This is a genomic window from [Clostridium] innocuum (genome assembly GCA_012317185.1).
Lineage (GTDB): Bacteria > Bacillota_I > Bacilli_A > Erysipelotrichales > Erysipelotrichaceae > Clostridium_AQ > Clostridium_AQ innocuum.
In genome coordinates this window covers 3,554,439-3,581,152 of record CP048838.1, presented here as the reverse complement: position 1 = coordinate 3,581,152, position 26,714 = coordinate 3,554,439, and the positions used below count along the sequence as shown (strand labels likewise).

Genomic DNA, 26,714 nt, shown 5'->3' with positions numbered 1-26,714 from the left:
TGCTAGTAAATAATATTTTGCCTGATTTTCATATAAAGTCAGGCTTTTTTATACCTTTTCGCATATATGTAGTGTTCAGGAAAAAAAGAGATTCTAGAGAGTATACGAAAAGACGTAAAATAGTATAGAATTATAGTATAAAAAGAAATACCAATTCTTATGGATATGTGCAGACTTGTATGATAGTGTATGTTGCTGATAAGGAGGTACATACATACGCTAGAGGATGTACAAATCAAATTAGATATTCTTTATGATTCAATACAGGCTTTCCTAACAATAACAGGAATGAATAGAAAACCTATTGACATGCCAACCAAAGAGGTAGATGCCATGTTAAGAATTTACTGCAATTATATTAAAAAAATCCAAAATGATATTTATCAACTAATGAAAAATGGAAGGAGTGAGTAAGATGAGAAGATGGATATTATTATGTGCTTGTTTTATGTTATTGGGCGGATGCTCTACAACCCAAACCCTAAAATAGCCAATGTTATAAGATTTTAAAGAAATAAAACAAGTTTAGCAAACTGATGAGCTACATATCGTGGAGGGATAAAATGAACACAGCAATATTGGAAGTACTTATATCAGTTATTTCGTCGTTTTTAGGAGTAGACTTAAAAGCTATAAAAGCAAGCTTAAATAAAGAGAAATTAAAGACATCAGAAGATAATGTAATAAGCGAAAACATTGATTATGTTAGCAAGAACTTGCAGAATTCTAAAGAAATTATTGAAAATGCACTACTTGAAATGGAAAAGCAAAAAAAGCTGTTTGAGCAGATGAAACAGGAAGCAGAAATAAGTCAACAAATAACTTCTATGAATCAAGAACAAGTTGAAGCATTGAATAAACTTTTGGAAAACACATTGAATAAGCAAGAAAAAAAGGCATTCCCTAAAACATTTTTATGGAACTTATTCTTTTGTTTGCTTAGTACCATATTAGGATATATTTTAGGGAAGTTATTATGAGAATAGGAGAGCAAAATGGATAACAACATTACTATTATATTAGAATTGCTTTCGACAGGTGTAATAGCATCCTTAGTTACAGGTATCTTTTCTTTATTTATTGCATTTAAGAATAATAAACGCTTAGTAGAACTTGAAAAAAGCAAACAAAAATTCACTGTAAATCAAGAACGATATAAAGGATTGAGAGAGGCTTATACCGAATTACTTAATGTATTGCCAGAGGAAAAGCTTTTAGGTCATATTATTATAAATTTGCCTTCTCAAAAAAATTTTCAAGAAAATGGGCTTTTAGAAGCCTATGAAGCAGCAGAGATGAATATGAAAATTATGTATTCACATTTCCAAAAATATGGTTATTTGTTTTCGAATGATGAACAGAAAGAAATTGTAGAATTGATTGAATTGATTGACACTATTACAAAAAGTATTATTGCTATTTGATAAGGCATCCATTGCATTTGAAAAACTTGCCTTAGAAGTTATACAGGAGGTTATGTAAAATGATAAGACGCCCGCGAGATCTTGACAGTATCTTTGGAGATGATGGTAGTCCGATCATATCAGATACAGAACTGAATGAAATAAAAATTTCTCAATTAAAGCCTTATCCGGGACATGGTTTCAAACGTTATAGTGAGATTAGAATGCAGAAGATGGTAGAAAGCATCAAAACAGCAGGAATATTAGTATTATGTTGAAAACAGCCACGAAGCCATCATTCCCCGTGACTTTTATATGCAGGTACAGAAAGAAATGGTCAGACGAGCCAATCTCCACAGCGGAGCCATTCGGAAGAAACGGGTGTACAGCAGCAAGTATGCACTTTCCAGTATCGTCTACTGCCGAAGTGCGGTGATATTTACCGCAGGATTGCATGGAACAACCGTGGCAAGTACTCCATCGTCTGGCGATGCGTCAGCCGGGTGGAACATGGTCCACAGTGCTGCGATGTGCCAACGGTGCAGGAAACAGAATTGCAGGCTGCGGTCATGCAGGCAATCAACACTGCTTACCATAGCCGGGATGCTGTGCTTGAACAGCTGCAGCAGAATATCGATGCAGTACTTTCTGAAGCAGAACAGCCTACTGATAATGTGGACGGCAGGCTGGAGGAACTGCTAAAACTTGCCAACAGCAATGCAGATTATACGGAGATTGCAGATGAAATAGATCGCCTCCGGGAAATGAAGCAGAATGCTTTGGTGGAAAATGCCGAACGGGATGGATTAAAACAGCGGATTACCGAGATGGTGGATTTCTTAAAAAACCAAGATGCAGATATTGAAAGTTACGATGAGGCACTGGTCAGAAAGATGATTGAAAAGGTCACGGTTTACGAAGAAAAGTTTGTAGTAGAATTCAAGGCAGGTATCAGCCTGGAGGTGGAGCGATAATCAGATATGTGTATTTTAAACGGAGCAGCATCCATAAAAGGTGCTGCTCCCAGATAATGTTATGGCGCATTAAAACTTGCTATTAGACAGAATATCCCCATTAGGATGCTTTTCAATTATCCAATAAAGCCTTCAATATCCACCTCAAATTTATCGTAAATGAAATCAAGAAGTTCTGCCGCTGTAGGGATATTTCCCTTTTTCTTTATCCTTTCCCAATATCGCTTGTTCTCAGAAGCCAGACCCTCTGCTATATAGTCATCAAATATTGCGGTTAACTCCTCATCTGTTATGCCGCAGCGTTCTGCCATATGCTGCAGAACGGCCTTTCCATCAAATCTTTTGCCCTGCATATACGACTTGCTGTATGCCAGACGGATTGACCGGAAGGCATTCTCTTTTATCCGCTTTACTTTGTCAGCGCTTATGTTTTCGGTCATGGCAACTTTTGTGTATCTCTTTAAGTAATAGCATTTCAGAAGGATATTGATTTGCTCCAGAGTTAAAGGTTCATATTTTTCCATGAGCCTTATACCTCTTCCATATCTGATGGTATGATATCCAGAAGAAGCTGGAACATCTGCCTGCTGGTTTCAATGTCACGATAAGTAAGTTTATAGAGCAGTTCATCTGTGAATCCTTGAGCAAATAGGACAGTGGCAGGTGCAATAATGAACCGCTGTTTGATCGTTCATTTAATTCCTCCATCATGGCTTCACCAGCCACATGAAAAATTTGTTCATAGACTTTCTGGAGCCGGACAATATCCACCACTCCGCCCATGTTGTTTTTCTGCTCCTTTATGAATTTTAGCGTGGATGATTTCATAACTTCGTCTGCCAAATGAAATACCAGTATGGAGAGATTGGTGTAGCATTCCTGAAAAATCAACTTATCAGCATACTGAGCAAAATCTCCTTCATACGTGGATAAAGAGGGTGTGGGCTTTGTGGCTGGCTCTCTGTACCATCCAGTACGTGAAACAGCAGTCCTTGTAAATCGCCCCCTGTCCGGAATCCTTCATCAGCGGTTTCAAAGGTAAGTTCACACTCGCTCAACCCCTCAAAAATCAGGGAGAGGTAGTGTTCCAGCAAATACCCTTGTTTGCCGAACCGCAGACGGATCTGCCTTGCCAGTCTAAAAATTGACAGCAGAGAGTCTTCGGTTAGTTCACAGTCCGGACACCCAAAGAAGCTGTCCTTGTTTTGAAAAATGTTCATGTCATCCCGACCTTTCATTATAGGGTCGGGTATTGCCCGTATCTTCAAAAGCGTATGCAAAGGATAGTATCCTCTTTCCCATGCACACGCTGTTATTTTGCTTATTGTGCAGCTGTGACAAATGCGATATAATAGCCTTGTCGTGGTGCCGCTTTTGCGGTTGTGCTGGGTGGTCGATTCACCTTAGTGCAGGACTGGTGTGCTGGAACACATCAGTCTGCCATGACGTTTTTTATTGTCGGAGAAACCCCGCCATCGCTATATAAACTCTAAAAGGAATGATTGTCAAGTCACAGTTTTATAAAATTGAGGAACATATTTATAGCACCTTGCAGCATTGCAGGGTGCTTGTTACTTTGCTTGTACAGATATTTTGCTTACATTTGATTGATTTGGTGTGAAATGGTTTGCTTTACCAAATTCAGAAAAGCTTTTGCTGCAGGAGAGAATGCCTGGTATTTCTTTGTTACGATATATAAATCAACAGACAGTTCCGGGGTGATAGGACGAAAGGCTAAATTTCTTCCTGTAGTATTTACTAATTGATCAAGGCAGAGTGCGTAACCGATACCTCGTTCTACTAAGTAAGTAGCGTTATGAATTAAATTGTAGGTTGCAACTACATTTAACACAGATTCATCTGTTCCGAACCAGTCTAAGTCCTGATGACCGGAAAAAGTTTGCTCTGCCAAAATCAGGGGCAGTGTTTTTAGCTGGTCAATATTGATAAATTCCTGCTCAGCCAATATGCAGTTTTCAGGCATTAAAAGACCGAATATATCTTTCCTGTGTATGTTGAGATAGTCGTACCTTTCTTGTCGAATTGGACCGAGCAGCAATCCCATATCCGCTAATCCCATATCCAATCTTTCCAAAACAGTGTCAGCATCCCCACTGTGAGTATGGAATTTAACTTCCGGATACTGTGTATGAAATGCAAATAACATTTCGGCAATATAATCCATCACAATGGTTTCACCGCAGCCAATGGTGATATCCCCGCATAGGTGTGTGGAATCTGTTTGAAGAGCAGACTCCGTATTTTCAATAAGTGCCATAATCTCCTGCGCCCGGTTGCGCAAAAAAATACCTTCTTCCGTCAGGGTAATTTTCCGTTTTCCGCGAATAAAAAGCTGTTTCCCCAGCTGCTGTTCCAAATCCATCATCTGTTTAGAGAGTGTGGACTGTGTGATATACAGAGATTCAGCAGCTTTTGTTATATTTTGTTCTCTTGCAATGGCAAGAAAATAATGGAACAATCTTGTTTCAATCATATACAAAGGTTCCTCCCGATGTTTTCACTTCTTTTAATTATACGCAACATAACTATTCCTGTCAACGATGATAAAGCATTATTAACAACTGTTTGTAATTGATTGGCGGTTACAGTACACTTCAAATAGAAAGGATGGAGTAAACCATGAAAGATATTATCTTACATATTGGAGACAGGAAAATCCCGGCGGTATTAAACGACACCGTTGCGGCAAAGGATTTTGAAACACGCCTGCCATTTCACACAGCGGGTTACGATTCCGGTATTGATTATTGCTGTACTGCCAAGGAAGGAAAAAGTGATCCAAATGAGCGTCAGGCAGGATGGAAAAACGGCGATATTAATCTGGCGGGTGGATGGTTTGCGCTGCTGTATGCCGGAGAGGAAGGATCTAAGGCTTATGAGGATTTGATGATTATTGGGCGACTGGAAGATGTAAACGATCTTAAGGGTTTGCCAAAAGCTATTGAGATTACTGTTACAGCAGCGGATTAAGGAGGTGTTTTTGTGAAAATACTTGTTTTAAACGGCAGCCCCCGTCCGAAGGGGAATACGGCGGCTATGGTGGATGCATTTATACGGGGAGCGAAAGATGCCGGAAATCAGATTGATGTTTTTTCGGTTTGTCATATGAAGATTGCAGGATGTTTGGGCTGCGAATACTGCCACACCAAAGGAAACGGAAACTGTATACAGGAGGATGATATGCAGAAGATTTATCCGCACTTTGAGCAGGCGGATATGATTGTACTGGCATCTCCGGTTTATTATCTGCATATCTCCGGTCAGCTTCAATGTGCCATTACCAGAACCTATAACATCGGGATTCCTAAAAATCTGAAAAAGGCGGCGCTTATTTTAAGCTCAGGCGCAGATGATGTTTACGATGGAGCGGTTTATTCATACCACTATGGGTTTATTGAGTATATGAAGCTTCAAGATCTCGGTGTGTTCACAGCTTATGGCGAGCAGAACAAATCAGCAGAAAAACTGGACGAATTATATCAGTTTGGACGCAGTCTGACTGCATAAAAAATATAACAGTAAAATGAAAGGATGATAAAAAATGAGTCATTACATTTGCAGATTGAGTGATGAGGTTGAAAGAAAACACATTCGTTACAACAACCGCTACGGAATTACCCTTGCAGGAGATTTGTATACTCCGAAGGATATGGATAAAAGCAAAAAGTATACGGCTGTTGTTGTGGGCGCGCCTTACGGCGGCGTGAAAGAACAGGGTCCCTGTGTATACGCAAACGAGCTGGCACAGAGAGGCTTTGTTGTGCTGACCTTTGATCCCTGTTATATGGGAGAAAGTGCCGGAGAACCCCGCCATGTGTCCTCACCCGATTTGTTCAGCGAGAACATCAGCGCAGGCGTAGATTATCTTGGACTTTTTCCTTTTGTAGACAGAGATAAGATTGCTGCAATCGGAATCTGCGGCAGCGGTGGATTCTCTTTGTCAGCGGCACAGGTGGATACCAGAATCAGAGCGGTTATCACAGCAAGTATGTATGATATGAGTGCGGCTTCCAGACTGGGTACAGACAAAGAAACGCTTCAGAAAAACAAAGAAAGACTGTCTGCTCAGCGCTGGATTGATGCAAAGAACGGCTGTCCGGAGTGGATTCCGTCATTTCCCGAAGAGCCTGTGGATAAGGTCCCCGAAGGTCTTGATCCTGTATCCGATGAATTTTATCGTTTTTATGGTGTCAAGAGAGGACATCATCCAAATGCACAGGCGGGGTTCACCACAACAAGCGATTTGTCGTTTATGAATTATTCATTGCTTGACCATGTAGACGAAATCTCTCCTCGTCCGATCCTGATGATCGTAGGCGACAGAGCAGCGTCACGCTTCTTTAGCGAACAGGTGTATGAGAGAGCTGCCGAGCCGAAAGAACTCTATATTGTAGAGGATGCGGAGCATATCGACCTGTATGACAGAACGGACAGAATCCCGTTTGATAAAATTGAAAGTTTTCTGCGTAAAAACCTGAAATAAGCGTGAGGATATGCGTATGAGAAAAATGACCATATTGCTGATTTTTGCTGTTTTGATGTGGTGTGTAACAGGGTGTCAAAGCCCTGCATCCACACAAAGCATAGCCGATGAAAGCAGCACAGCAGAACAAGCGCGAAATAAAGAGGACGAAACACAAAGTCAGGAAGTAGAAAATCTGACAGAAAGTGAATCCAATAATATCGAGGAGGAAGAAACGATGAAAATCTCAGTAAAATCAGCAGACAATGAAATCATATATGAACTGAATAACAGCAATGCGGCAAAGACTCTTTATGAGCAGTTGCCCTTAACGATGGAGGTGGAACCTTTCAGTAACAATGAAATGACCTTTTATCCGCCGCAGAAGCTTGATACCTCAGATACGCCTTTAAGCAGCGGTGAGGCAGGAACATTGTCCTACTATTCTCCTTGGGGAGACGTGGTAATGTTTTATGATTACTGCAATCCAAACGGCAGTCTGTATGGACTTGGAGAGGTTGTTTCCGGTAAGGAGAATATTGAAAAGCTCAGCGGTACGATTACGGTTTCAATATATACGGGAGAATAAGCGGAAATGGATAAGAAAAGCAGTAGAATGATTTTAATACTTACATTCGGCGTTTTTGGAATTCTTAATACGGAAATGGGGATCGTAGGAATCCTGCCGATGATTGCAGAGCAATTTCAGGTAAACATAGCCACAGCAGGCTGGCTGGTCAGTGCTTTTGCACTTGTGGTAGCCGTAGCAGGACCGACTATGCCGCTAATTTGCTCTAAAATGAACCGGAAAACGCTGATGCTGGTTTCAGGCGGAATTTTCATCATTACAAATATTATTTCGGCAGTTGCGCCGAATTTTACGGTACTGATGCTTGCGCGTATCGTACCGGCTGCATTTCATCCGGCGTATGTGTCAATGGCATTAACGGAAGCAGGAAAAGCAGTGAAGCCGGAAGAATCGGCAAAGGCCGTAGCAAAGGTATTTATCGGCGTATCAGCGGGAATGGTGCTTGGTGTACCCGTTACCAATCTGATTGCGGCGAACTCCTCTTTTACAGTTGCCATGCTGTTTTTTGCGGCAGTGAACGTGACTGCATTTGTCTTGACCATCTTTTTTATCCCTTCTCTGCCTACAATGGGAACGGTACCCTATGGGAAGCAGCTTGGTGTGCTGAAAAAGCCGGCCATGCTTTTGTCCATTGTTATTGTCGTGTTTTTAAACGGTGCGATATTCGGCTTTTACAGTTATATTTCCGACTTTTTTGGCACGATTACAAAAATCAATGCATCTACCATCAGTCTGTTTTTGATGTTCTATGGAATAGCGAATATTGTTGGTAATATGATTGCAGGAAAGATTCTCACAGTGAATGCAAAGCTGTCAACATTTGTCCTGCCCTTTGTTTTGGCAGCGGCATATATCGGGTTGTTTCTGACGGGAAGACTGACGGCTGCCACAGCAATTTGCATCGTAGTTATCGGAGCATTGGCAGGAATCAATTCCAATGTGAACCAGTATCTGATTACCCAAGCAGGACCGGAAGCACCGGAGTTTTCCAACGGGCTGTATCTGACCTCAGCGAATCTCGGTACCACATTTGGAACATTTATTTGTGGGTTATTTATTACGGCGATGGATACACGCTATGCACTGATGGGAACATTCATATTTGTTGCAGTCGGTTTTGTTGCAATACTTTTGAAAATGGGAATGGAAAAATCAATAATCACAGCGAATGAAGGAGGTAAGAACTTAGAATGGAAAATGTAAAATTAAGCAATGGGATTGAAATGCCGATGGAAGGGTTTGGTGTATTTCAGGTGCCGGATACGCAGTGCGAACAGGTTATCCTGGATGCCATTGAAGCGGGCTATCGCCTGCTGGATACAGCAAGCTCTTACAAAAATGAAGAAGCGTTAGGAAGTGCAGTAAAGAAAGCCATCGCCGCAGGCATGGTAAAGCGTGAAGAACTGTTTATCACCACAAAAGCCTATATTCAGCAGATGGGATATGGCAAGACCATACAGGCTTTCTATGAATCATTGAATAAGCTGGGACTGGATTATCTGGATTTGTATCTGATCCATATGCCTCTTGGCGATTACTATGGCGCCTGGCGGGCAATGGAGGATTTGTATGAAGCGGGAAAAATCCGTGCCATCGGTGTCTGTAACTTTGACGGGGCAAGGCTGATGGATCTTTGCTATAACGCAAGAATCAGACCTATGGTAAATCAGATTGAACGGCATCCGCATTATCAAAGAACGGAAGAACTTGCGATTATGAAGAAGTTTGAGATACAGCCTGAAGGGTGGGCGCCATTTGCGGAAGGCTTAAAAGGAATGTTTACAGAACCTGTGCTGCAAAGAATCGCAGAAAAACACGGGAAAACCGTACCGCAGATTATTCTGCGCTGGGATATTCAGCAGGGTGTCGTTATCATTCCAAAATCGGTTCACAAAAACCGTATGGAAGAAAACATGGCGGTCTGGGATTTTGAACTGGATAGTGATGATATGAAGCAAATTGAAGAACTGAATCAAAATATGCCGTCTATGCTGGACTGCTCAAAGCCAAGTGAAATCGACAGACTGTATGACTATCTGAATAACCCGGTGCTGACCAGCCTGTAAACGGAGGATATGAGCAATGATGATTATGGAAGTGAATGGAACAGCCATCCAAATCAAACTGGAACAGAACAGTTCCGTCGATGCAATGAAAGAATTACTTCGTCAGGGGTCCATTACAATTCCCATGAAGGATTACGCCCATATGGAGAAGTTTGGTAATCTTGGTACAAGGCTGCCGCGCAACGATAAGCAGATTACCACAAAGGCGGGAGATGTTATTCTCTCCGAGGGAAATCTGCTGGTGATTTATTATGCGCCTAACACTTGGAAGTTCACCAGGCTTGGAAAAGTGGTGAATCTTACGGAGAAGGAACTGAAAAAGGTACTCGGTAAGGGAAATATAATGGCAACCCTTATTTTGAAAGATGAATAAGCAGGAGGTTTTGAAAATGAAGATAGCAGTTTTACAGGGAAGCCCGCATAAAAGTGGTTCTTCCAATACGCTGGCAAAGGAATTTATGCGAGGTGCAAAGGAAGCAGGACACAACGTCACAGTTTTGGACGCTGCACATATGGATATGCATCCGTGCTTGGGATGTGGGCATTGTGGTATGAACGGAGAGTGTGTTCATAAGGACGACAATCAAACGATTAGAGATACCCTGCTTTCATCGGATATGGTGGTCTTTGCAACACCGATCTATTACTTTGGTGTCAGTTCACAGCTTAAAATGGTGATTGACCGATTTTACAGCTACACAATGAAATTGTCAGGGAAACATCTGAAAGCGGTTCTCATTACTGCCGCCTGGGATGACAATGAGGATGTTATGCCATATTGCGCAAGCTATTATGAAAAGCTATGCCGCTATATGAATTTTGAAAATTGCGGAATAGTACTCGGTACGGGTTGTGGTACACCGGAAACGACAAAGGAGTCCGTACATATGCAAAAAGCATATCAGTTTGGCAAGTCTGTGTAATAGGAGGAAAAGATTTTATGAAAAAGATAATGGGACTGTTTATAACTGTGATTCTTATTTTGTCACTTGCTGCTTGTGCAGCAAATGGTACGGAAAGCTCGTCAACAGCCGATAACGATACGAATCAACCTTCTGCATCGAGTTTCAATGAAGCAGAAGAATCAAATACAGCTTCCGAGCAGACGAAAAATGATACAAAAATTCTTGTCGTATGTTTCTCTGCAACCGGGAATACAAAAGCTGTGGCAGAGAAAATAGTTGAAGTTACGGGAGCAGATTACTTTGAAATCATTCCTGCAGAACCCTATAGTGAGGACGACCTTAATTATAATGATGATAACTGCCGTGCCAATCGTGAACAGCAGGACAAAAATGCAAGACCGTCTATTTCCGGCAGCATTGAGAATATGGATCAGTATGAAGTTGTGCTGATCGGGCATCCTATCTGGTGGGGAATGGAACCACGAATTATGAATACATTTATGGAGAGCTATGATTTTTCGGGCAAGGTGCTGGCAAATTTCTGCACCTCCGGAGGCAGCGGAATCGCCACAAGCACAGAAAATCTGAAGGCATTATCACCGAACGCCAACTGGCTTGAAGGAAAGCGCCTTTCAGGTAGTAGCGATACGGACGAGATACAGGAATGGATTGATTCCTTAAAGTTATAAGCAAACAGCACTCATGACATAAAAAGTCTTGGGTGCTGTTTTTGACCTGTGGCTCTGATTGTAGAATCCCATGAGTTATGGTAAGATTATAAAAAAGTGATTTGAAGAAGTGGATATGTTCTCTTGAACGCAGAGTACATAAAAATACCCGAAAATGACTCTCGACCAATTCCCCTTAACGTAAAATTCGATTGACCAATTCCCCAAAACGGACGTTGCGACTTGACATTCTTCCTATCCTGTCGAGCCACGTTGAGTGTGTCGTATTGATGTCAAGGGTTGAAAAATAGAGTGTAGAAAAGGCTTGAAATAAAGGGATTTCCGTGATTTGAGTTCGGGTGCATACCGGGAATCAAATCACGGATTTTTCTTTTAGGGAACATATCTACGGATTTTATCCGTAGGGTTGAGTTGACAGGATGAAAACGGGTAGGGTTGTGGAGATAGAATTGTTATGAAAGTGAGGTGAGTGGATAGCATTATTGTGTATAACCTGTTGAAACTATTCCTATATGGGAATATAATAATAAAAGGGTTATGGTTAAAAATGGAGGGAGTTCATGAATTTTTTAACTACTGCAGAAATATCAAAAATATGGAAAGTTTCAAGAAGGCGCGTATCTGCACTTTGTAACGAAGGAAGAGTGAATGGTGCTATACTTAAAGGCAAAACTTGGTTGATACCGCAAGGTACAAATAAGCTAGATGATCCAAGAAGAATTCAGAAAAACGCGCATTGCGATTAAACCAATGGAGGTAGATGATGTGTATATAATAAAAAACAAACAACCATCTAAAATAGAAACTACCACATTTGCTGACCTTCATATGAAAGAAAGCGACATAGAGGAAATTCTCCGTCAAAATGTAGATATGCTTTGCGATGACGAAGAATCTATGTTGATTATTGGGCAGCAAGTCAAAAATGAAAGTAATGGTCGAAGTGACCTTACAGCGATTGACAATGAAGGTGATATTGTTCTTATTGAAATCAAGCGTGATAAAGCGGATATTGTCGGACGTAAGGAGGCTTTTGAATTCCAAGCGATTCGGTATGCTGCAGGCTACGCCACAATAAGATCTACGGATGAACTCATACAGAATATTTTTGCGCCATATGTGGAGAAACATATAGAGGAATTCAGGCAGCAAACGGCTCTTAATTCTTCTGAAATAGCAAAGAGACTTCTATCTGATTTTGTGGAGTTAAATAATATTACTGCATTTAATACTCGTCAAAGGATTATTTTGGTGGCATCAGAGTTTGATGACCAGACACTATCCGCAGTGGCATGGCTTAATAGTAATCAGGTGGACATTAGTTGTTATCAGATCTGCGCATACAAATTGAATGACGATGTTCTTCTTGATATAAAAAAAATTCTTCCTGTTGTTGACTGTGAGGACTTTTATGTGAATGTTACGAAGAAAGGCAGCTTACAAAAGGATCGTAAGAAAGACATTTCAAGAAGGTCACTTCCGAAAATTGATTCGCTGATCGAGTGGAAATTGGTCGAACCAGGAGATATCATTACAGCGAAAGGAAGAATAGATGAAGCAGTTCTTCAGGAAAATGGACAAGTAAAAGCAAAGGAAGGCATAATGTCAATTCAGCAGTGGCTAAAAAGGGTTTTTGGTTGGTCTTCTGTAGAAACATATGCTTTTTCGGTCGATAAAAAAAGTGGAAAAACACTAAGTGAACTTAGGCAGGAATATATGGAAAAAGTTGATGCAATAAATACTGCGGCAGAATAACTAATGCTGTAGAAAAATAGTTGTCGGGAGGGGCTGTTTATGGCAAGTAATTGTTCATTTACAGAATATGTAGCAGAGAGATTTGATGACAATTTTTTGACGGTTGCCGGGAAGTATCGAAAACGACAACAAGGACTCTCTGTGCTGCGAACTCCGAAGGGTACACCGTTCCGGAGAAATGGAAATCTCCGAGGGAGACTACCATTATGATGATTCAGAAGTAGTGTCAATTGAGTATGAAAAACTATGAGAAACCTTTAAGTACGCTGTTGTAGATCACTCAGGGTCTTCTGCAGAAGGATGTCCCACTTGTTAGGCATATTGGTGATGCCGGAGAGATCAGGCAGAATAAACAATGGTTTGAATCCGTGGGCAGGTGGTAGATAAGCCTGCTAGAGCTGTATTATTTGACACTACCGACCAGATATGGAGAATTACTCAATGAACATAACATCGAGTGGGGAAGTAAATTGATGAACGAAGCCGACGTTTCCCAGTTATAGTTCGGCAAAGAAAATGTTGTGAAAAGAATTAGAACGGGAGGACGACAGTATGGATGACCGTGGAGAAATAATAATCTACCAGACTGAAGATGGTCTGACGAAGATAGATGTCAGCATGCAGGACGAAACGGTGTGGCTGTCACTGGAACAGATGGCTGATTTGTTTCAAAGAGATAAGTCTACCATATCCAAGCATATAAAAAACATCTTTGACGATGGAGAATTAGTCAGAAATTCAGTTGTTGCAAAATTTGCAACAACTGCTGCGGATGGGAAAACATATCAAGTGGATTACTACAACCTTGATGTTATTATCTCCGTTGGCTATCGAGTGAAATCCCAGCGTGGTGTTCAATTCCGCATATGGGCAACAAACATCTTAAAGGAATACATCAAAAAGGGCTTTGCAATGGACGATGACCGTCTGAAAGAGCTGGGCAATGGCGGATACTTTAAGGAGTTACTTGAAAGAATCCGTGACATCCGAGCTTCTGAAAAAGTGTTCTATCGTCAGGTGTTGGAAATCTATGCGACCAGTGTTAATTACAATCCCAACGCAGCAGTCTCTATACAATTTTTCAAGAAAGTGCAGAACAAAATTCATTATGCCGTATCAGGAGAAACAGCAGCAGAAGTAATTTACCATCGTGCGGATGCCGAAAAAGACTTCATGGGACTGATGTCATTTTCCGGAGAACAGCCGACTTTGCGGGAAGCAAAGATCGCAAAGAATTATTTGGATGAAAAAGAACTTCGTGCGATGGGTCAGCTGGTTTCCGGATATCTTGATTTTGCTGAGAGACAGGCAGAGCGTGAGATTCCAATGACTATGGAGGACTGGGCCAAGCATCTCGATGGTATTTTGACTTCCACAGGAGAAAATCTGCTGATTGGAAATGGTACTATCAGCCATAATCAGGCAATGGATAAAGCGCAGACGGAGTATAAAAAATACAAAGCGAAAACCATAAGCAGCGTGGAGCAGGATTATTTGAACAGCATTAAGCAACTGGAACAGAAAGGCAAAAGAAACAAGTCATGAACTATTCGGAGATTCCGAATAGTTCGTTATTAGAAGAGATATCAACCTTAAAGGAATCCTTTATAGTTGCATGTGAACTATCCGGGAATCCCGGATAGTTTAAGTTGAGACGGTGAAATTCGGGTGTCGAGACGATGGGAGTGGACTTGTTCCCTATCGAGGATTTCGGGAGTGCTAAAAGTGTAAGGCTTTTTTGATTGACGAGCCTGATATATAAGGAAACAATACCTCAAGTGGAAATGCTTCAAAAAATGAGATGTGATAGGATACAAGGATATGTGTTTGACAGACCGATGCCGATATCAGAATTTGAGTTGAAATATAAAGATGATCCTGATTTAATGAATTTTATAAAATCCTAGATATTCTATTATAATCACCATATAAAGCAATGAACAAAATCGTTTGTTGCTTTTTTTCATGACTAATTAAAGCATTTAATGTATAATTAAGGTTGCATATGTTTGCTTTCAAAGTTATTTGAATAAGTGCATTTACGATCAAGAGAACTCACTTTATGGAGGTAAAATAATGAGCAGAATCACAGATGAAATTCAGAGAGCAAGGACTAATAAGATCACAGTGCCAGATGAACTGAATGACCATGATGTCATCAGAGGAATATATGGTATTTTTTCCGAAAAAGATGATGATAGTATCTGTCTTTATATTGGTAGATCATATAGTATTGCGGATAGACTGTTTGCAAGTGGTGGACATATATGTATGTTTAATTCTGGTTGTTATAAAAAGCTTGTGCCAAAGATGATCAATGAAAGTATGATGAATGGGTATCATATCAATATTAAAATTTTGGAGGTAGTTGAATTTGTGGGCGATAACTATTATCGTGATATGCAGCGCTTGTCTTTTGCGGAAGCGAATCTGATTGAAGAGTATCAGTTGGCAGGTCAATGCTTACAGCAATTACCAGAAGGAACATGGATTTCAGAAGAAAAATGGAATAAAAGGTATAAAAAGAAACATTGTTCTGGAAAATGAATGCTCCATAAATGGCTCGATTGTTAAGGATAATCAGCATCTTCAATATATCAATGGAAACAAGATTAGTAATTTCATGAATGCACAACAATGTTCTTTGAATAATGTAGCTATGGGAATCATGTTATTGTTCTGCACGTTGAGACAGTAGTACGACTGCCAAGAGTGAAATAATCCGATAAATAAAGGGTATTTCACTTTATTTGCTTCAAAAAGAGATGATTAAAAAATCGTAAAAACACGGCTGTCATTCCATATTTTCATGAATTTCCAGGTGCTGACAGCCTGAAAGGAGGACGAAGATGACAAGAAAAAAATAGTAGAAATTTTGATGAAGACTTTGAACATATTGGAAGAGTAGAGGTTTTAGAAAATAAACTAATTTTTAGTATCAATGAAAGTAATAAATAAAAAATGATGTTTATCCTTATTTCAGATTAGTAAAGAATTTGTATACTTGAAAAAAACTAAATGCTTTACCAGGGGAAGATCATACAATTTTATAACTGTAATTCGGACTAAAGTAAAAGTAGGCTATGATAAAGAGGGGAAATAGAAGGTTATAAAATAAAAATCAGTCAACATATCAGAATTTCTTATAAATCCAGACGTGAAGACTGATTTTTTATTCATGAAAGCGCAGAAAGACCCCTGTTTTTTTTTGTGTCGTTTTTTTTTAGCCATCCATCTTTTTGTCTAACAATCTACATGTACGCTCATCACACTCCCTGTACAACTTCATCACTTCTTTCATCTGTAATACTGCATAATATTGAGGTACTACCAAAGTACAGCCAATTTCTGACATTTTGAAACACTGCTTCTCTGGCTCTATGTATCTCATCAGGCAGTGATTTCTGTATTTTGCACCTTTGGGTGTCTCTTTGAACAGTTCACACAATGCATATGCTATGATACAGCAGATCATTTCTAACAGGATTCCCTCATATCTTGTCGTTGTGAAAGCATTCAGTTTCCAGAATTCTTTCAACTGGCGATAATCCTCCTCGCATCCCCATCTCGTCTGGTAATTTTGAATGATTTCTCTTGCAGTAAGTCTGCTGTCTGTACACAGTATGACGGCATAAGCGTAATGTTTGTCTTTTGATACCATCATATCATCGATTTCAGTTTTCTTATCTTTTTTCACATCAATCCGTATAACTGCTGCATTGATCTTCATTTCTTTGCTGAATCCATGTTCCCTGGCTGCTTCTCCCTGATAAAATAGTGCTAGATCTTTGACAAGTTGGATCTTCTGATGCTTCCTTTTGGGATTCGGATGTACATTCCAGTTATTTTCTTTTACAGCTATAGCTACAGCCTCCTTATAGATTTCCATATTCTTTTTTGCTGGCACAGTAACAGATACTCCCTTTTCGTTCATTGCTCTGAGCAGGAAATGGTCAAGGAAACCTCTGTCCACATTCAGATTATCTCCTGGTTTCAGCCATGCGTTGCTGATCAGCGCCTCTTTTGAGAGAATAAGGTCATGTGTTTTTAGTGAGCCAAAGGTGATAAGACATGGATAACCACAGTCATGTGGAAGCTGCCCACGCAGAATGCCAAGTTTATATCCTCTGATTTTCTCACCTTTCTTGCCAGTTATGACAGTTGAATTTTCATATCTGTCATTCTTGAGGCAGACAGGGATCTCAGAGCAGTCATAACTGAAATTATGCATATTTCTGAATGTAGTATTATTGAAAAGGCGGATGAGAAAATCATTTGTATGTTCAACGAAGGAATCTTTACTATATTTTTTAGAAAACATTCTGACGTTTTTTTCGTTGAAAAGCCCTTCTTTACCGGTACGGACAGCAAAATTAAGACATTCCAGCAGAAAGGGATTTGTAGTGGCAAGAGGAAAAGAAGCCATGGATTGAAAATTTTTGAGTCTGGCAATCGTGCCAAGAGTGAGAAAAACACTAGGAGGCATAGCATCATGATGAGCATTATGATTAGGAAAGGAATCATCAAAAGCAGATATAAATTTATGCTGCTTTTCAGCGTTTACAGCGATTTCATCGGCCAACTGGGGAACATATGGAAGAAGATCAATGATTTTTCCATCTTTCAGAAGCTGGAGTGCTTTCTCTTTATCTTTTTTCACTAGCATATACATCACCACCCCTTCACTTATACTATACCTCTATCTTCGTTTTTACTAAATACTATTTTGTCCGAATCACAGAATTTTATAATAAAGCATTGCAGTAAAATAAAAAAATATGATATATTTAGATTAATGATAATAAAAAAAATAAGGAGCTAAAAATATGAGTTGTCATTGTATTGGGCATGGATTAAATTCAGTGTCTAAAAAGGTATTAGAGTTGTATGATGAAGGGAAAATTGAATTTAGTGTTGCGAAAGATTTATTATACACCACAAGAAATGCTGTAAATTATTGTGATGGAAATAGATATGAAGCGATTGCATGTTTTGATGGATGTAGATGTGCTAGATGTTTAAAGAAAACAAATGAGTTATATGGTCTTTATGATGTATTGAATGAGTGTAGAGAGTATTATGATATTTTTAGCAATAAAGAAGATGGAGTATTATCTGGTGATCTTTGTAAGGATTGTTTTGATGAAATTTGTGAAAAATATCATTCGATTATCATAGAAGACGAAGTTGTATATTAAAAAAAGTTTTACTCGATAATGGGTAAATCTTCAACTTTTAGCGGAATTATTAGCAGATAGAAATAATATACCTATGATATTTGTGAAGTTTAATCTATTTCTGTCTATTCAAAAATACTGTTTTTATTTGTATTTTAATAAAAAATTATGTTATGCTCGATATGGAATAGAAAACACATTTAAAATGGAATAGGAAAATGTCAAGATGAAGATTAATATAAGTACCATTATAGAGGCGATTGAAATGGCAGATGATAATTTTACATTTTTTTTAGATTTAGAAACTGGAAAAAGTGTGCTGCTTGCTGATGAATTAAGTACCGGTATGGATAATGAGGGGTTGGAAAATGAAATTGAAGATAACCCTGAGCGTTTTTTTAGGCTTCCAACAAAATTTGAAATCCATGAGTATAATATTATGGAAGAGTTTATTCAGACATTAAAAGGTGAAGATGCTGATAAACTGGAACAAGTCATACAGGGACGTGGAGCGTTTCGAAGATTCAAGGATATGGTAAACAGAAGGGGAATTACTAAGCAATGGTATGATTTTCAGGCAGATTATTACAGAAATCTGGCGATTGCATGGTGCCAAGAGCATGGCATTGAATATGTGGAGAACTGCATGTAATTGCAAATCCATGTGGTAAAAGGCAGAAGACCATATATTTATGTACCCCTAGACTGTCTTTAAAAAATCGTTATGAGAAAACATGGCTTATGTTACTTACATAAAGGACTTAGGCCGTTTTTTCTTCTCCTGCAAAACCTTACGTCTGTTCATATGATGGATAAGATGACTTGAAAACAACCAGTTTCCTACTAGCCTATATCATAAATGAAATTTAATACACCACTGTTACAGCATGTATTCTGTGAAATATCTCCCTCTTGATTTGCATATACTGCACTGAAGCATGCATTTTGTAAAGGGGGAATATCATGGAGACAAGTATCCGCGTTGAGCAGCTCTGTAAATCCTATCAGGGAACAACGGTTGTCAAAAACATCAGCTTTCAGGTGAATAAAGGGGAAATCTTTGCCTTTCTGGGTCCAAACGGCGCAGGAAAATCCACAACGATCTCCATTCTCAGCACCTTGCTGAAAAAGGACAGCGGGACGGTTATAATCAATGGCTTCCGTTTGGGGCAGGAGGATGAACGTATCCGATCAGGTATCGGCATCGTCTTTCAGAACAGTGTCCTTGATGATTTGCTGTCAGTCAAACAGAATCTGATCCTGCGCAGTGCCCTCTATCATCTGCCGTATAAACAGGCGTGCCGGCGTGTACAGAAGCTATGTGACATATGTGATCTGCACGATATTATGCATCAGCCGGTAGGAACCCTTTCCGGCGGTCAGCGAAGACGCTGCGATATAGCCAGAGCACTGATTCCGGCACCGGAAATACTCATATTGGATGAACCGAGCACCGGTCTTGACCCTAAGGCGAGAAAGCAGCTCTGGGACACAATCAGCGTATTGCATAAGGAACGTCATATGACCGTATTTATGACCACACATTATATGGAAGAGGCTGAAATTGCTGATCATTTGTGTATTATCAAGCAGGGAAACATCATCTTTGATAAGCCTATGAAGGAGGTACATAAACAGTATGCCGCAGAGCAGCTGCTGCTTTATCCGGACAGTAAAGCACAGCTGATTGCAGTACTAAACCGACACCATGTACCATTTCATGAGCAAAACGAGGCTTTCTGCATACACACGGGAGGTATGCTGAAAACGATGTCTGTCCTGCGCCTCTGCGAACGCTATATTCAGCGCTTTGAAAACCATCCCGGTAATATTGAAGAAATTTATCTGCAAATGCTTCAGGAGGAACAGATATGATTTCTTTAATAAAACGGAATATGCTGCTGTTTTTCAAGGATAAGACCTCAGTATTTTTTTCCTTTATGGCAGTATTTGTTGTACTGGGACTGTATGTATGCTTTCTAGGTGATATGATGATCCAGCCGTTAAAGCAGGATTTCCCGGATACGGCAAGAGAACTGAGTGATACCTGGATCATGGCAGGAACTCTGGGAATTGTTTCGCTGACAACCTCTTTAAGTGTACTTGGAATCATTATCGAGGATAAAAGCAGGTCCATACTCAATGACTTTTATATTGCGCCCATTTCGCAAAGAAAGGTCACCGGCGCCTATCTCCTCTCTACCATATGTATAACATTTCTGGTATCCGTTGTAACATTGATAATCGGAGAGCTTTATATCGTTGCTTATGGAGGCTCCTTACTGACACTGTCCGCACTGTTAAAGGTGCTTGCATGCATGATGCTGTCTATCCTGTCCTGTACGTCAATGCTTTTTTTCTTCATGTCATTTTTTAAAAGTGCAACATCCTTCAGCAATGTCACGACCATTATCGGCACACTATCCGGATTTCTTATGGGTATCTATGTGCCGGTAGGAGCACTTCCCAAGCTGCTTCAAACCGTGATATCGCTGTTTCCACCGAGTCATTGTGCCGCGTTGTTTCGCAATATCATGATGGATGATGTCTTAACGAGAACCTTTCAGTCAATACCGGCTGAGCATCTGACTGCATTCAAAAAGCAGTTTGGCCTTGTCTACAGCTATGGCGGACATACGACCAATACACTGGATCATATCCTGATCATCGCAGGAATGGGACTGCTGTTTTTCCTATTGCAGTATGTAAGGCAGTCCAGGAAATAATGCATTCAAATAAGAATTATTGATTGGTATGTTTTCCATGACACTTTATATATTTGAATGCTTTTTCCTTGCATCGGCTCCTGTACTTTTCTATTAGAATCTGCTAAGCTTTTGAATGTATGCGATAGATATCATTAAAAAGGATGCATATTAGATAACAGATTTGAAATGAGGCTGAAGCTGTGCAATACAGCCCGGTATAAGAAAGGAGTCGGTGTATGGAAAGCAGAAATCATGTAAAGCTGCGCACATTTCAAGAAAAAGATTTTGCAGAGGTGCTGCGGCTGTTTTATGATACCGTGAGAAATATTAACAGCATGAATTATACGACTGAACAGATTTCGGCATGGGTGCTGGGTGTCAAGGAGAAGCGAATGAAAAGTGCGCTGATGGCGCATACCACTCTTGTTGCCACAAGCAGTCAGAAAATTGTAGGATTTGCGGATATGGATGAAACCGGTTATCTGGATCACCTCTATGTTCACCATCAGCATCAGAAGCAGGGAATCGCCACGATGCTTTGCGATTTGCTGGAAACGGAAACCTCATCACCTACTCTTTCAGTGCATGCATCGATAACGGCAAGGAATTTTTTCCTGCAGCGTGGCTATCGGCTGATTTATGCACAGCAGGTGGAGCGTCAGGGACAGCTGTTGACAAATTTCTATATGAAAAAAGAAAAATAGAGTCATTTCTTTTGGAATAGGACAGGCTGCTGTCATATTTCTCGTGATATCATGTGGGCATATAAAGGAGGACATATCATGGAAGAGAGATATTGTCAGTGCTGTGGAATGCCAATGGGAGATACAAAGGAGTTATATGGAACGGAAAAGGACGGATCAAGGTCTGTGGACTATTGTAAATACTGTTATGAACATGGTGCATTTACATCAGATTGTACAATGGAGGCAATGATTGAATTCTGTGTTCCTGTCATGGTTAAGGAAAATCCGGGGATGAGTGAAGATAAAGCGCGGGAAATGATGACGCAGTATTTTCCAACACTGAAGCGGTGGATGAAATAACTGATATAAAATTCAGAATTTACCAAACGACAGTGCACAGCTGTCGTTTTCTGCATACGATATACAGAGGTGATGAATTTGAAACAAAACATAGGATTTATCGGATTTGGAAATATGGCACAGGCCATGGCAGATGGAATGCTTGCGAGTGGAATTGTAAAAGGAGAGCAGCTGTATGCCTGTGCCAGGCAATGGGATAAGCTGTGCAGAAATACAGAAATACGTGGGATGCATGCATGCAAACATGCAATTGATATGGTACGACAATGTGACATCATCCTGCTCGCAGTGAAGCCAGCGCAGATGAGTGAGGCGATTTCCACAGTGAAAGAGCACCTGCAGGGAAAAGCTGTAGTTTCTATTGCGGCCGGTATGTTCTTTGAAACGTATGAACAACTGCTTCCACCACATACACATCATTTGAGCATTATCCCCAATATGCCGGTATCCGTTTGTGAAGGTGTCATTTTATGGGAACAAAGGAATTCTCTTCAAGCAGAGGAGGCTGCGGCCGTTGAACAGCTTTTCTCCGCGATTGCCTTCATAGAAAAGCTGGAAAGTGATCAAATGACAATTGGTGCAACCGTGGCAGGCTGCGGTCCTGCCTTTGCGGCAATGTTTATAGAAGCGCTGGGGGATGGCGCAGTGGCATATGGGCTTGGGCGTGAGGCTGCTTATCGGCTTTGTGCGCAGATGATGACTGGCACTGCAAAGCAGCTACTAGTTCATCCACAGCATCCGGGACAGCTAAAGGATCGCGTAAGCTCTCCGAAGGGAACGACGATTCAGGGAGTTGCGGAGCTGGAGCGTCTGGGTTTTCGCAATGCCCTGATTTCTGCAATCGAACGGATTGAGCAATTTCGGCTGAAGTAGCAGCTTCTTTTATCTGATTAAACAGGTATCCTTATCGTATTTTTCTTACTTTCAGGCATTTACAAAAGGAGGCTATGGATTCTATTGATAAATATAAGTATGTTGAATTCTCTATAGTTTGAATTTACCACAATTAAGTAAGAATCTTCTTATCTTCTGCTATCTCTGTTTTTCGAAATATGCAATTAAACAAAGGCTACTAATAAATATTATGATGTCCAAGTTAAGAGTGCTTTTTTATTTGGTATGAATTCTCATAACAGCTCTTTCTGTGTCTGTTCCTTCTGCCGATTGCTTGTCATTAAAAAGGAATCTGGTATAATATAGAAAATCACAGAAAAGAGGGAGATTATGCTGGAAACAAAACGACTTATCCTTCGGCCATGGCAGGTTGAGGATGCGGAAAGCTGCTATCGGTATGCGAAAAATCCAAACATCGGTCCCAAAGCGGGATGGCCGGTGCATGAAAGTGTGGAAAACAGCCGTAAGATCATTCAGACTGTGCTGTCCGCACCGAATACCTTTGCCGTTGTGCTGAAGCAGAATATGGAGCCCATTGGCAATATCAGTTTAATGATCGGGAAGCAGTGTAATCTGACAAATGCAGCTGATGAGGGTGAAATCGGCTACTGGCTGGGGGAACCGTACTGGGGACAGGGATTTATTCCGGAGGCAGTTCAATGTCTGATACGATATGCCTTTGAAGACTGCTGTTTGAAAAAACTGTGGTGCGGTTCCTTTGAAGGAAATCATAATTCCAGACGTGTACAGGAGAAATGCGGCTTTCATTATGCAGGGTCTGAGGTAAGAGAATGGCCGTTGCTTCATAAAACACTTACCGGGCATATCATGAGTCTTACCATAGAGGAATGGAAACATTCTACCGGCACGGAAACTAAGTAAGCATGCTTTATATATTGTTTAAAGAGAATATTTGACATTTTTCAAAGGGCTGTTTAGCAGCCGGATGGAAAATGTCTTTATATTTATGGCAGGCTGCAGGATTCATATTGCTAGTAGAAACAGACCGAAATAGGTTTTCTTTATCTTCTTCAAAAAGAGAGCCTTCGTTTTCACAGTCTGAATGATTTAAATACCTGTGAAATTCTCAGAGAATAGCAGGCATCAGGATATGCTGTAACTATATTCAGCGTATGCAGGCAATATCGGATAGTAATCACGGCTTTTGAATTCCTCGATTTTATGGAAGCTGCAGGGGCATCCTTGTTTTGAATACATTAGCGCTGAGCGATAACAAGTCCTGCTAATAGGCTTCAGAATTACCTAAAACAAACGTACTGATTAAACAAAGCAGGAAGTGGAAAATTTATAGCAAAAATGAAGCTGAATATAGAAAAAGAATCCCACATCTGAATATATTCCTTGAATTCTTATTTCCGCTCATATCTTCCTATAAGTCATCTGAAAATATAGGAAGTTATCTTTTGCATGAAAACATAATACAGATGGATGCGTAAGGGCTGTAGTATTGCCTTATTTTTCTTGCTAATAAAAGGATATTTGATATAATATAGAGAATTACAGAAAAGAGGGAGATTATGCTGGAAACAAAACGACTCATTCTTCGTCCATGGCAGGTTGAGGATGCGGAAAGCTGCTATCGGTATGCGAAAAATCCAAACATCGGTCCAAAAGCGGGATGGCCGGTGCATGAAAGTGTGGAAAACAGCCGGGAAATCATACGGACTGTGCTGTCTGCGCCGAATACCTTTGCTGTTGTATTGAAGGAAACCATGGAGCCTGTGGGAAGCATCGGACTGATGATTGGTAAGCAGAGTAATCTGGCGATTGCGGATGATGAAGGAGAAATCGGCTATTGGATTGGAGAACCGTACTGGGGTCAGGGACTGATACCGGAAGCGGTGAAGGAGCTTATGCGCTTTGGATTTGAGGACTGTCAGTTAAAAACATTATGGTGCGGATATTTCGACGGTAATGAAAAATCCAAACGTGTACAGGAGAAATGCGGCTTCCATTATTTACGCAGTGAGGTAAGGGAATGGCCACTTATTCAACAGACACTTACAGAGCATATCCTTTATATTACAATAGCAGAATGGAAAAAAGCGCATAGCTTAATGATATAGCATACCTGAAACCAGATATCTTTTTGAAGAAGAATAACGGGATTTTGAACAGCCGAGAAATCAGCTGAAGAAATCTCTTTTTCTTTTACGTGTCATAAGGCCTTATCCCTTAATGAGTTCATGCCATATGATCTATATAGAGTCTAAGGCATTTCTATCATATGGTTTACAGAATCAAAACACTTTTTCATTTAGTCCTGAGAAAATCACTTTTGGGCTTGACAGTAAATGCATACGATACTAGAATAGAGAGGAATGGAGAGTGAGAAGATGAGCAAATAGATAAGAGACCCAGCAAACGAACTGTTTAAAATAAACTTTTTTCGTATGTGTCAATTATCTGCTTACAGCCTGCTTAAAAGGAGGCGATGCTCATGCTTATTCTAAAGCACCTTACTATCCGTGATAGTAAACATCACACACTGATTAACGATTTGAATTATTCCCTGGGAAATGACGATAAGGTAGGAATTATCGGCGAGGAAGGGAATGGAAAATCCACACTGCTAAAGGCGGTTTATAACCGAAATCTAATTGAAGACTATGCAGCTGTGAGTGGTGAAATTGACACAGATTATAAAGAAATAGGATATTTTGAACAGCAGCTTTCCAGGCAATGGGAGGATGCTTTTCTTTTTGATTATTTATTGAAGGAAAAAAGTGAAGATGAAATCCAGCCGGAGCGATACAATGATCTGCAGGGCTGTGAAACACTGTGCGCACAGCTGGGTTTAAAAAATGAATTTTTGTATGGAGAACAAAGGATAGGAACATTAAGCGGTGGAGAGAAGGTGAAGCTGCAGCTGTTGAAGCTGATGCTGCGTAAGCCAAAGCTGCTTCTGCTGGATGAGCCAACCAATGATCTTGATATTCAAACTTTGCAGTGGCTGGAGGATTTTTTGAAAAATCTGCGCATTCCTGTACTGTTCATATCGCATGATGAAATTTTGCTGAGCAGATGTGCAACTGTAATCCTGCATCTGGAGCAGCTGAATAAGAAAACCCAATGCCGTCATACAATTTTTCACGGAAATTATGAGGAATATGTAAAGCAGAGGTGCAGCCGGCTAAAAAAGGAGGCACAGGAGGCTTTCGCACAGAAGCGGGAATACCGCAGGAAAAAAGAGAAGCTGAATGACTTTATGAATGCGGTGCATGATGCGCAGAACGATACGGTGCGCAGTCCGTTTTATGCGGCTGCCCTAAAGACAAAAATGAGAAATCTGAAGGCACAGGATCGCAGGCTGGAGAAAGAGGGCTATGCGCATGTGGACAGCGTGGAGGAGGCGATCGATGTTTTTTTCCAGTGTGAAGGCTTTCCGAAAAGCCGACGTATCCTTGATTTTCATTTGGAGGAATTGAAAACAGATGTAAGTACGCTTCTGCAGGATATTCACATAACACTTTATGGTAGACAGAAGACAGTGATAGCCGGTGAAAACGGATGTGGAAAAAGTCTGTTGATGAAGGAAATTCATAAAGTATTGAAATCTCATACGGATATTCGTCTCGGCTATATGCCGCAGAATTATGCAGAAGCATTTTCAGTAAAGGACACACCTGTGACATTTTTGCTGGAAGCCTGTGACAGGGACGATATAACAAGAGCGCGGGAGTTGCTCGGACGGATGAAGTTCACCAGAGAGGAGATGGAGCATTCCGTATATCAGCTGAGTGAAGGGCAAAAGGCGAAGCTGTATCTGCTGCGGTTCATTAAGCAGGGCTGCAATGTCCTTCTGCTGGATGAGCCGACACGGAATCTGTCGCCGCTGACAAGTCCTGTCATACGCCGTATTCTGAAGGACTTTCCAGGCTGTATTCTGGCTGTATCCCATGACCGGCTGTTTATACAGGAGGTGTTTGATTCTGTTTTGTATATTGCACAGGGTGAGCTGCAGGAGCTGGAAACCGAACAATTTATGGAAGCACTGGGCTAAC

Annotated in this window: 31 protein-coding genes and 1 pseudogene; 27 read left to right on the top strand and 5 right to left on the bottom strand. The window is 40.5% G+C overall.

Annotated features, from left to right (window positions below; genetic code table 11):
• The first annotated feature begins 563 nt into the window (after positions 1 to 563).
• The 4 genes and pseudogenes from G4D54_17510 (at position 564) to G4D54_17495 (ending at position 2,377) form a co-directional block, all read left to right on the top strand.
• Positions 564 to 980 carry a hypothetical protein gene (locus tag G4D54_17510; protein ID QJA04109.1) on the top strand — a complete coding sequence of 139 codons (417 nt, stop codon included), beginning with the start codon at positions 564 to 566 and terminating at the stop codon, positions 978 to 980.
• Between the two features lie 15 nt (positions 981 to 995).
• Positions 996 to 1,424, top strand: a complete 429-nt coding sequence (locus G4D54_17505; GenBank protein QJA04108.1) for a hypothetical protein — start codon at positions 996 to 998, stop codon at positions 1,422 to 1,424.
• Between the two features lie 59 nt (positions 1,425 to 1,483).
• On the top strand, positions 1,484 to 1,681 hold the full coding sequence (locus tag G4D54_17500) for a hypothetical protein (protein ID QJA04107.1): 198 nt from the start codon (positions 1,484 to 1,486) through the stop codon (positions 1,679 to 1,681).
• A 37-nt stretch (positions 1,682 to 1,718) separates the two neighbouring features.
• Positions 1,719 to 2,377, top strand: a pseudogene (locus G4D54_17495) (hypothetical protein).
• 116 nt (positions 2,378 to 2,493) lie between these two features.
• Here the strand turns inward: G4D54_17495 and G4D54_17490 are convergent.
• The 4 genes from G4D54_17490 to G4D54_17475 all read right to left on the bottom strand — a co-directional run bounded on the left by G4D54_17490 (position 2,494) and on the right by G4D54_17475 (position 4,871).
• Complete coding sequence (locus tag G4D54_17490; GenBank protein QJA04106.1) at positions 2,494 to 2,901, bottom strand: hypothetical protein; 408 nt, start codon at positions 2,899 to 2,901, stop codon at positions 2,494 to 2,496.
• The gene (locus G4D54_17485) at positions 2,888 to 3,160 is read right to left on the bottom strand and encodes a hypothetical protein (GenBank protein ID QJA05232.1); all 273 of its coding nucleotides are present in this window, start codon (positions 3,158 to 3,160) and stop codon (positions 2,888 to 2,890) included. Before G4D54_17485 ends, G4D54_17490 begins: the two co-directional genes overlap by 14 nt.
• A gap of 104 nt (positions 3,161 to 3,264) precedes the next feature.
• On the bottom strand, positions 3,265 to 3,657 hold the full coding sequence (locus G4D54_17480; protein ID QJA04105.1) for a hypothetical protein: 393 nt from the start codon (positions 3,655 to 3,657) through the stop codon (positions 3,265 to 3,267).
• A 317-nt stretch (positions 3,658 to 3,974) separates the two neighbouring features.
• On the bottom strand, positions 3,975 to 4,871 hold the full coding sequence (locus G4D54_17475) for a LysR family transcriptional regulator (protein ID QJA04104.1): 897 nt from the start codon (positions 4,869 to 4,871) through the stop codon (positions 3,975 to 3,977).
• Positions 4,872 to 5,017: 146 nt separating this feature from the next.
• Here G4D54_17475 and G4D54_17470 point away from each other — a divergent pair, with 146 nt between their 5' ends.
• From G4D54_17470 to G4D54_17410, 13 genes are all read left to right on the top strand, one after another.
• Positions 5,018 to 5,368, top strand: a complete 351-nt coding sequence (locus G4D54_17470) for a hypothetical protein (protein ID QJA04103.1) — start codon at positions 5,018 to 5,020, stop codon at positions 5,366 to 5,368.
• Positions 5,369 to 5,380: 12 nt separating this feature from the next.
• The gene (locus G4D54_17465; GenBank protein QJA04102.1) at positions 5,381 to 5,905 is read left to right on the top strand and encodes a flavodoxin family protein; all 525 of its coding nucleotides are present in this window, start codon (positions 5,381 to 5,383) and stop codon (positions 5,903 to 5,905) included.
• A 34-nt stretch (positions 5,906 to 5,939) separates the two neighbouring features.
• On the top strand, positions 5,940 to 6,881 hold the full coding sequence (locus G4D54_17460; GenBank protein ID QJA04101.1) for an alpha/beta hydrolase: 942 nt from the start codon (positions 5,940 to 5,942) through the stop codon (positions 6,879 to 6,881).
• A gap of 16 nt (positions 6,882 to 6,897) precedes the next feature.
• Complete coding sequence (locus G4D54_17455) at positions 6,898 to 7,449, top strand: hypothetical protein (protein ID QJA04100.1); 552 nt, start codon at positions 6,898 to 6,900, stop codon at positions 7,447 to 7,449.
• A gap of 6 nt (positions 7,450 to 7,455) precedes the next feature.
• Positions 7,456 to 8,652, top strand: coding sequence for an MFS transporter (locus G4D54_17450; GenBank protein ID QJA04099.1), 1,197 nt, complete (start codon positions 7,456 to 7,458; stop codon positions 8,650 to 8,652).
• Positions 8,640 to 9,515, top strand: coding sequence for an aldo/keto reductase (locus tag G4D54_17445; protein QJA04098.1), 876 nt, complete (start codon positions 8,640 to 8,642; stop codon positions 9,513 to 9,515). The genes G4D54_17450 and G4D54_17445 overlap by 13 nt, the downstream gene beginning before the upstream one ends.
• Before the next feature lie 16 nt (positions 9,516 to 9,531).
• Complete coding sequence (locus G4D54_17440) at positions 9,532 to 9,888, top strand: hypothetical protein (protein QJA04097.1); 357 nt, start codon at positions 9,532 to 9,534, stop codon at positions 9,886 to 9,888.
• 16 nt (positions 9,889 to 9,904) lie between these two features.
• Positions 9,905 to 10,438, top strand: coding sequence for a flavodoxin family protein (locus G4D54_17435; GenBank protein QJA04096.1), 534 nt, complete (start codon positions 9,905 to 9,907; stop codon positions 10,436 to 10,438).
• A gap of 17 nt (positions 10,439 to 10,455) precedes the next feature.
• Positions 10,456 to 11,109, top strand: coding sequence for a flavodoxin (locus tag G4D54_17430; GenBank protein ID QJA04095.1), 654 nt, complete (start codon positions 10,456 to 10,458; stop codon positions 11,107 to 11,109).
• A 560-nt stretch (positions 11,110 to 11,669) separates the two neighbouring features.
• Complete coding sequence (locus G4D54_17425) at positions 11,670 to 11,855, top strand: helix-turn-helix domain-containing protein (protein QJA04094.1); 186 nt, start codon at positions 11,670 to 11,672, stop codon at positions 11,853 to 11,855.
• A gap of 19 nt (positions 11,856 to 11,874) precedes the next feature.
• Complete coding sequence (locus G4D54_17420) at positions 11,875 to 12,864, top strand: hypothetical protein (GenBank protein ID QJA04093.1); 990 nt, start codon at positions 11,875 to 11,877, stop codon at positions 12,862 to 12,864.
• Positions 12,865 to 13,416: 552 nt separating this feature from the next.
• The gene (locus G4D54_17415) at positions 13,417 to 14,409 is read left to right on the top strand and encodes a virulence RhuM family protein (GenBank protein ID QJA04092.1); all 993 of its coding nucleotides are present in this window, start codon (positions 13,417 to 13,419) and stop codon (positions 14,407 to 14,409) included.
• 531 nt (positions 14,410 to 14,940) lie between these two features.
• Positions 14,941 to 15,411 (top strand): hypothetical protein, encoded by a 471-nt coding sequence (locus G4D54_17410; GenBank protein ID QJA04091.1) that lies wholly within the window; start codon positions 14,941 to 14,943, stop codon positions 15,409 to 15,411.
• Positions 15,412 to 16,087: 676 nt separating this feature from the next.
• Here G4D54_17410 and G4D54_17405 read toward each other — a convergent pair.
• Positions 16,088 to 17,536, bottom strand: coding sequence for a transposase (locus G4D54_17405; GenBank protein ID QJA05231.1), 1,449 nt, complete (start codon positions 17,534 to 17,536; stop codon positions 16,088 to 16,090).
• A gap of 154 nt (positions 17,537 to 17,690) precedes the next feature.
• On the opposite strand from G4D54_17405, the gene G4D54_17400 reads away from it, so the two are divergent.
• From G4D54_17400 to G4D54_17355, 10 genes are all read left to right on the top strand, one after another.
• On the top strand, positions 17,691 to 18,062 hold the full coding sequence (locus tag G4D54_17400) for a hypothetical protein (GenBank protein ID QJA04090.1): 372 nt from the start codon (positions 17,691 to 17,693) through the stop codon (positions 18,060 to 18,062).
• Positions 18,063 to 18,267: 205 nt separating this feature from the next.
• Complete coding sequence (locus tag G4D54_17395) at positions 18,268 to 18,693, top strand: hypothetical protein (GenBank protein QJA04089.1); 426 nt, start codon at positions 18,268 to 18,270, stop codon at positions 18,691 to 18,693.
• Between the two features lie 311 nt (positions 18,694 to 19,004).
• The gene (locus tag G4D54_17390) at positions 19,005 to 19,916 is read left to right on the top strand and encodes an ABC transporter ATP-binding protein (protein QJA04088.1); all 912 of its coding nucleotides are present in this window, start codon (positions 19,005 to 19,007) and stop codon (positions 19,914 to 19,916) included.
• Positions 19,913 to 20,767, top strand: coding sequence for an ABC transporter permease (locus tag G4D54_17385; GenBank protein QJA04087.1), 855 nt, complete (start codon positions 19,913 to 19,915; stop codon positions 20,765 to 20,767). Before G4D54_17390 ends, G4D54_17385 begins: the two co-directional genes overlap by 4 nt.
• Before the next feature lie 218 nt (positions 20,768 to 20,985).
• On the top strand, positions 20,986 to 21,453 hold the full coding sequence (locus G4D54_17380; protein QJA04086.1) for a GNAT family N-acetyltransferase: 468 nt from the start codon (positions 20,986 to 20,988) through the stop codon (positions 21,451 to 21,453).
• 78 nt (positions 21,454 to 21,531) lie between these two features.
• Positions 21,532 to 21,795 (top strand): transcriptional regulator, encoded by a 264-nt coding sequence (locus G4D54_17375; protein ID QJA04085.1) that lies wholly within the window; start codon positions 21,532 to 21,534, stop codon positions 21,793 to 21,795.
• Between the two features lie 72 nt (positions 21,796 to 21,867).
• The gene (gene proC / locus G4D54_17370; GenBank protein ID QJA04084.1) at positions 21,868 to 22,668 is read left to right on the top strand and encodes a pyrroline-5-carboxylate reductase; all 801 of its coding nucleotides are present in this window, start codon (positions 21,868 to 21,870) and stop codon (positions 22,666 to 22,668) included.
• Between the two features lie 351 nt (positions 22,669 to 23,019).
• Entirely contained in the window at positions 23,020 to 23,571 is a 552-nt protein-coding gene (locus tag G4D54_17365) for a GNAT family N-acetyltransferase (protein ID QJA04083.1), read from the top strand.
• A 656-nt stretch (positions 23,572 to 24,227) separates the two neighbouring features.
• On the top strand, positions 24,228 to 24,776 hold the full coding sequence (locus G4D54_17360; protein QJA04082.1) for a GNAT family N-acetyltransferase: 549 nt from the start codon (positions 24,228 to 24,230) through the stop codon (positions 24,774 to 24,776).
• 374 nt (positions 24,777 to 25,150) lie between these two features.
• Entirely contained in the window at positions 25,151 to 26,713 is a 1,563-nt protein-coding gene (locus G4D54_17355) for an ABC-F family ATP-binding cassette domain-containing protein (GenBank protein ID QJA04081.1), read from the top strand.
• Position 26,714 lies beyond the last annotated feature (1 nt).